The 6,255-nt window shown below is 57.3% G+C and carries 5 protein-coding genes and 1 pseudogene; 4 read left to right on the plus strand and 2 right to left on the minus strand.

Going from position 1 to position 6,255, the window contains the following annotated elements; all coding sequences use genetic code 11:
- Positions 1–203: 203 nt before the first annotated feature.
- The gene (locus K7I12_RS17055) at positions 204–1,358 is read right to left on the minus strand and encodes an acyl-CoA dehydrogenase family protein (RefSeq protein ID WP_231664769.1); all 1,155 of its coding nucleotides are present in this window, start codon (positions 1,356–1,358) and stop codon (positions 204–206) included.
- A gap of 46 nt (positions 1,359–1,404) precedes the next feature.
- A complete protein-coding gene (locus K7I12_RS17060) occupies positions 1,405–2,226 on the minus strand; it encodes an IclR family transcriptional regulator (protein ID WP_231664770.1) in 822 nt (273 codons plus the stop codon).
- 281 nt (positions 2,227–2,507) lie between these two features.
- Here K7I12_RS17060 and K7I12_RS17065 point away from each other — a divergent pair, with 281 nt between their 5' ends.
- From K7I12_RS17065 to K7I12_RS17080, 4 genes and pseudogenes are all read left to right on the plus strand, one after another.
- On the plus strand, positions 2,508–3,299 hold the full coding sequence (locus K7I12_RS17065; protein WP_231664771.1) for an enoyl-CoA hydratase: 792 nt from the start codon (positions 2,508–2,510) through the stop codon (positions 3,297–3,299).
- A complete protein-coding gene (locus tag K7I12_RS17070) occupies positions 3,299–4,828 on the plus strand; it encodes a 3-hydroxyacyl-CoA dehydrogenase (protein WP_231664772.1) in 1,530 nt (509 codons plus the stop codon). The genes K7I12_RS17065 and K7I12_RS17070 overlap by 1 nt, the downstream gene beginning before the upstream one ends.
- A complete protein-coding gene (locus tag K7I12_RS17075; RefSeq protein WP_231664773.1) occupies positions 4,828–6,093 on the plus strand; it encodes a CaiB/BaiF CoA transferase family protein in 1,266 nt (421 codons plus the stop codon). Before K7I12_RS17070 ends, K7I12_RS17075 begins: the two co-directional genes overlap by 1 nt.
- 41 nt (positions 6,094–6,134) lie before the next feature.
- A pseudogene (locus tag K7I12_RS17080) lies at positions 6,135–6,255 on the plus strand (electron transfer flavoprotein subunit beta/FixA family protein); the annotation flags it as partial.

Here is a 6,255-nt window from a genome sequence, read left to right on the forward strand (position 1 = left end):
CCACCGCGGTCAAGCAAGGCATGGCGGCGCATACGGCGCTGGAGCAACTGTTTGCCGGCGAGGTGCCCACCTTCATGCGACAGGACGACCAGGATCAGGCGGCATGAGCTGAATAGTTACCTTTTTCTTTGAGGCATCTAAGGTGTTGGATGAGTGTTTAATTGTAGCCTGCTGCGGCATTTTAGGTTTGGTAATTAATTGAGTTACGCCTCCGCCTCTCGGATCATGTTGCGTGAGATGATTACCTGCTGGATTTGAGTAGTGCCTTCATAGAGACGGAATAGACGCACATCGCGATAAAATCGCTCAACGGCATATTCGCTGATATAACCGGCGCCGCCATGGATCTGCACTCCGCGGTCAGCCACTCGACTGCACATCTCGGTGGCGAACATCTTGGCACAGGAGGCCTCGGTGCTGACGTTTTGACCCTCGTCACGCTTACGAGCGGCATCGAGCACCATGCAACGTGCAGCATAGATCTCGGCCTTAGAGTCGGCCAGCATGCCCTGGATCAGCTGGAAATCGGCGATAGGTTTGCCGAACTGTTTGCGTTCCATGGCAAAGTGCAGGGAGTCATCCAGTACGCGCTCGGCGGCTCCCACGGCGATGGCGGCAATGTGCAGGCGGCCTTTGTCCAGGACCTTCATGGCGGTCTTGAATCCGACGCCTTCCTCTTCACCAATCAGCGCACTGGCCGGTACCCGCACGCTGTCGAAGATGACATCTGCGGTGTGAGCGCCTTTTTGGCCCATCTTCTTATCGCGCTTGCCAATGGTGATGCCGGGTTTGTTGGCATCCACGATGAAGGCGCTGATGCCCTTGGCGCCCTTGGTCTTGGGGTCGGTGCGTGCCATCACGGTGAATATGCCAGCATGCGGGGCATTGGTGATGTAGCGCTTGGTGCCATTGATCAGATAGTCATCGCCGTCCTTCAGCGCAGTAGTTAGCAGCGAGGCAGCATCGGAACCTGAGTCGGGCTCCGTTAGGCAGAAGGAACTCAAGATCTCTCCGCTGGCCAGGCGGGGCAGGTAGCTGGCCTTCTGCTCTTTGGTGCCATCAAGCAGGATACCGATGGAGCCGATGCCATTGTTAGTGCCTATGAAGGAACGGAAGGCGGGAGACGTCCTGCCGAGCTCGAAGGCAATATTGACCTCTTCCTCCATGGTTACGCCGAGACCACCGAATTCCTCGGGGATGGTGAGGCCGAACAAGCCCATATCGCGCAACTGCGAGGCGATGTCCTCGGGGATCTCGTCGCTTTCTGCAACTTCTTCCTCGCGCGGGATCAGCTCCTCATTAACGAAGCTTCGGATGGAATCGAGCAAGATCTGCATGGTCTCCTGGTCGCGAATCATGAGCGTTCCTCTTGTTGATAAGTTGATAGCCAGGATTGTCGGTGGCTTATGAGATCTGGGTCCCGATGTCATTAACAAGCTGCACCAGTCGCGGCCCGATGAACTCTTCCAGCTTTTCGCGTGATATCTGGAACTCGGGGCCGCCACAGTTAAACGACAGGATCCCCAGTTGTGGGTGATGTAGGGGCACCGCTACAGCATTGACGTTGCGCTGCCATTCGCCGATCGATAGGCAGTAGCCAAAGTCGGCGTAATCCCGGAAAGCGCGCTCCAGCGCTTTGCGGATGTTGGGCCACTCTGCGGGATGGGCCTCCTGCAGGTGATCCATCAGCATCTCGGCCTCCTGGAGGGGCATGGCGGCCAGGCAGGCTCGACCCGCCGAACTTTGATGGATGGGAAGACGCGTACCGATCTGGCGACGTATGGTGGAGCGCAGGGCGCTCTGGACCACATCCAGATAGACCATGTCCAGGCGATCTCGGGCAGACATGGCTACCGTCGCACCGACCTCGTTGGCGAGATTTACCATCAAGGGCTGGGCAATCGCGCGAATCGGCAGGTTGGAAATCATGGAATAGCCGAAGGCCATGACACCCACGTCAAGTTGATATTTTCCGCGTGGCAGGAGACGAAGGTAACCCAATCGGGCTAGCGTGTGGGTAAGCCTGCTGACGGTGGGACGCGGAAGCCCCGACTTCCTGGCCAGATCGAGATTGCTCAGGGTGCTTTCGCGCGGGGTGAAGCAGCGTAGAAGCTCAAGCCCCCTCGCTAGTGCGGTAACGAACTGCCGGTCCTTCTCCTGCTTGTCTGCGGCATTCATCGGGTTTACCACGATCTGAAAGTCGCTCTGATTGTTTGTGGCCTTCACCGATTCGTGCTCCGCTCGCAGATTGTTTGATGGGTCGATTCTGCGAGTCTTTTTTCTCTTGTGTCAACTATGCAGACTCCATGGCCGCAAAGCGGACATAGTGAGTATGGTGGCACGGAGGCACTTAAAAGCATGTTGTAGCACCTAAATTATTGATAAATTGATTCTTTAAGATGACTGTCTTGCTGGCTGATTGACAGTCATCCGCAGGGCTGTGTAATTTAAATATAAATGCAAAATATATGTCTGCAGAGCGGGCATTTCAAACGATGAGGTTGTGCATGACTGACAAGCAGCAGCCCACCGAGGTCTATCTTGCCTCGCTCGATGATGGGGTGGCGGTGGTTCGCATCGATCGACCGGACGCCAAGAATGCCCTCAATGGTGCCGTCAGGCGTCAGCTCGCCGAGCTGTTCTCATCCCTGGCCGAGCATGACGAGGTGCGGACCATCGTGCTGACGGGAGGCGAGCATGTGTTTGTTGCCGGTGCAGACGTCAAGGAGTTCGCCACAGCGTCTCCGACCGAGATGCACCTGCGACACAATGAGCACTTCTGGGAGCCAATTGCGCACTGTCCTAAGCCGGTGGTCGCAGCGGTCAACGGGTTCGCTCTGGGTGGCGGATGTGAGCTTGCCATGCACTGCGACATCATTGTGGCCGGGGAGTCGGCTAGGTTCGGGCAGCCAGAGGTCAAGCTCGGCCTGATGCCTGGGGCTGGCGGGACGCAACGCCTTGTACGAGCTGTTGGCAAGTTTCAGGCCATGCGCATGCTGATGACCGGCTGTATGGTGCCGGCTTCCGACGCCCTGCGCATGGGGCTGGTCAGCGAAGTCGTTGCTAATGAGCAGACACTCGAGCGTGCCAAGGAATTGGCTCAAGAAATTGCGCGTCTGCCGGCACTGGCTCTAGAACACATTAAGGAGACGGTGCTCGCGGGCGCCGATCTGCCTTTAGAGAGCGCATTGGTCCTCGAACGTAAAGCTTTTCAGATGCTTTTCGACACCACAGACCAGAAGGAAGGCGCTGCCTCCTTTATCGAGAAGCGCAAACCGAACTATCGGGGAGAGTCGTAATGGCGAGAGAAGTGAGCCGGCTGGGGATTGTCGGCACTGGAGTGATGGGTGCCGGGATCGCCCAGATTGCTGCCCAGGCCGGCCTGGAGGTCGCGCTGTACGACAAACGGGACGGGGCAGCCAGCGCTGCATGTGATGGTCTGCAAGCGACGTTCGACAAACTGGTGGGCAAGGGTAAGTTGTCCCGGGAGTCTGCTGAGGTTGCTCTTTCCCATCTTTCCGTCGTCGAGTCAATGACGGCTTTGGCGGATCGCGATATGGTCATCGAGGCAATCGTCGAGGACCTGGGTATTAAGCAAGCCCTGTTCGCCGACCTAGAGGCGATAGTGTCCCGGGATTGCGTTCTGGCGACCAATACCTCGTCGCTTTCAGTCACGGCTATTGCCGCGGGTTTGACTTGCCCTGGTCGGGTTGCCGGCTTCCACTTCTTCAACCCCGTACCGCTGATGAAGGTCATCGAGGTGATCGGGGGAATCGATACCGACGAGGCTGTCGTTGACACGCTGCTGAAGCTGGCAAGCCGACTCGGGCATACCGGCGTTCGTGCCCAAGATACCCCCGGCTTCATCGTCAACCATGCTGGACGTGCCTATAGCACAGAAGGGTTGAAGATTCTTGAGGAGCGGGTAGCACCACCTGAGGATATCGACCGGATCCTTCGCGAAGAGGCTGGATTCCGGATGGGGCCACTCGAGCTTTTTGATCTAACAGGCTTGGATGTGTCGCATCCTGCAATGGAGTCGATCTTCACGCAGTTTTATTACGATCCTCGCTATCGGCCTTCCTATATTTCCCGTCAGATGCTGAAAGGTAACCGCCTAGGGCGCAAAACAGGGATTGGCTTCTACCGCTACGAAGCAGGTAAAAAAGCCGAAGCGCCGGTTGCACAGCAGGTACCCGAAGTCAGCGATCTGCCGCCGATCTGGGTGGGGTGTGAGGATACCGCCCTGCGTGAAGAGGTGGGGTCACTGCTGGAGTCGCTTGGGGGACGAGTAGAGCCGGCGGATTCACCCTCAAAAAAAGCGCTCTGCTTGTTGCTGCCCTTTGGTGATGATGCCGTAAGTGCGAGCGAGCACTTCGGGGTCGATCCCGAGCGCACGCTCTGCCTCGATATGCTCCTGGGGCTTAAGCGTCATCGCACCCTGATGATGACACCGGTCACACGACAGGAGATGCGCGACGCGGCTCACGCACTGCTGGCATCGGATGGCGTCGGAGTGACTGTGATTCGTGACAGCGTGGGTTTTGTCTCGCAGCGTATGCTCGCCTCGGTGGTCAACTTGGCCTGCGATATTGCACAGCGTGAAATTGCCACACCTACCGATATCGACAATGCCGTCAGGCTGGGGCTTAACTATCCCCATGGCCCGCTGGCTTGGGGGGATGCGCTGGGTCCGAAGCGGCTGCTTGCCATTCTCGAGCGTATCAACGCGTTGACGGGGGATCCTCGATATCGGCCAAGCCCATGGCTGCGCCGTCGCGCTGCGCTTGGCGTATCACTGTTGCACGAAGCACCGAGCGTTCGGTGATGTCGGAGTTTGATCATGTTGGTTGGAACGAGGTGGTTGCCATGGGGGCGCTGACGGGGATTCGCGTGCTCGACTTGAGCAGGGTGCTAGCTGGCCCCTGGTGCAGCCAGGTACTGGCCGATCTTGGCGCTGATGTCGTTAAGGTGGAGCGTGTCGGACGGGGTGATGACACCCGTGCCTGGGGGCCTCCCTACATGAAAGATGCTCAGGGTAACGAGACCCAGGAAGCCTCGTACTATCAGTCCTCCAATCGCAACAAGCGTTCGGTGGCTGTCGACATTGCCACCGAGAAAGGGCAGGAGGTCGTCCGTGCGTTGGCCGCCGAGAGCGATGTGCTGATCGAGAACTTCAAGGCGGGCTCCTTGACTAAGTATAGACTGGACTATGCGTCGCTGTCCCGAATCAACCCCCGCCTGGTCTACTGTTCCATCACGGGGTTCGGTCAGACGGGACCACGCGCGCAGCAGCCCGGCTATGATTTCATCATCCAGGGAATAGGAGGGCTGATGAGCATCACCGGGGAGCGTGATGGAGTCCCAGGTGGTGGCCCGCAGAAGGTGGGGGTAGCTGTAACCGACGTGATGACGGGGCTGTACTCGGTCATTGCCATTCAGGCAGCGCTACTGGCACGCGAAAATACCGGCCGCGGTCAGCATTGCGACATGGCGCTCCTGGATGTGCAGGTAGCGGCATTGGGCAATCAGGGCCAGAACTATCTAAGCACCGGAGTCTCACCTGGGCGTTACGGTAATGCTCATGCCAATATTGTGCCCTACAACTCCTTTCGTGCCAGCGACAAGGACTTTATCATCGCCTGTGGCAACGATTCACAGTTTGCAGCGCTGTGCGATGCCATCGGATTGCCAGAGCTCTCTGCGGATCCCCGCTTCTCAAAGAATGAAAATCGCGTCAGGAACAGGGATGCGATCACTCAGATTCTCTCAGACCACTTCAAGCGTGATACGGCAGAGTTGTGGGTGGAAAAGATCAGTAAGGTCAAGGTGCCGGTTGGAGTAATTAACGACATTGCTGGTGCGCTTGCTGAGCCTCAGGTAGACGCCCGTGGCATGTTGGTCAACATACCCCACTCCATGAATCCTGACTTCAAGATGGTCGGTAGCCCAATTCATCTTTCCGATACACCGGTGGAGTATAAGAGGCCTGCGCCGCTACTGGGCCAAGATACTGATGATGTGCTTTCCGAATACCTTTGTCTCTCCCCAGAACAGCTGTCGCAGTTAAAGAATGACGGTGTGGTGGGCTGATCCGTTTACCAATGAATCTTGAATTTCACTGAGGAGTGCTTATGAAAGTACTCGTCGCGGTCAAACGCGTCATCGATTACAACGTCAAGATCCGCGTCAAGGCGGACAACTCCGACGTCGATCTGACCAACGTCAAGATGGCCATGAACCCGTTCTGCGAAA

The sequence above is a fragment of the Halomonas sp. IOP_31 genome, from assembly GCF_021151495.1.
Lineage (GTDB): Bacteria > Pseudomonadota > Gammaproteobacteria > Pseudomonadales > Halomonadaceae > Modicisalibacter > Modicisalibacter zincidurans.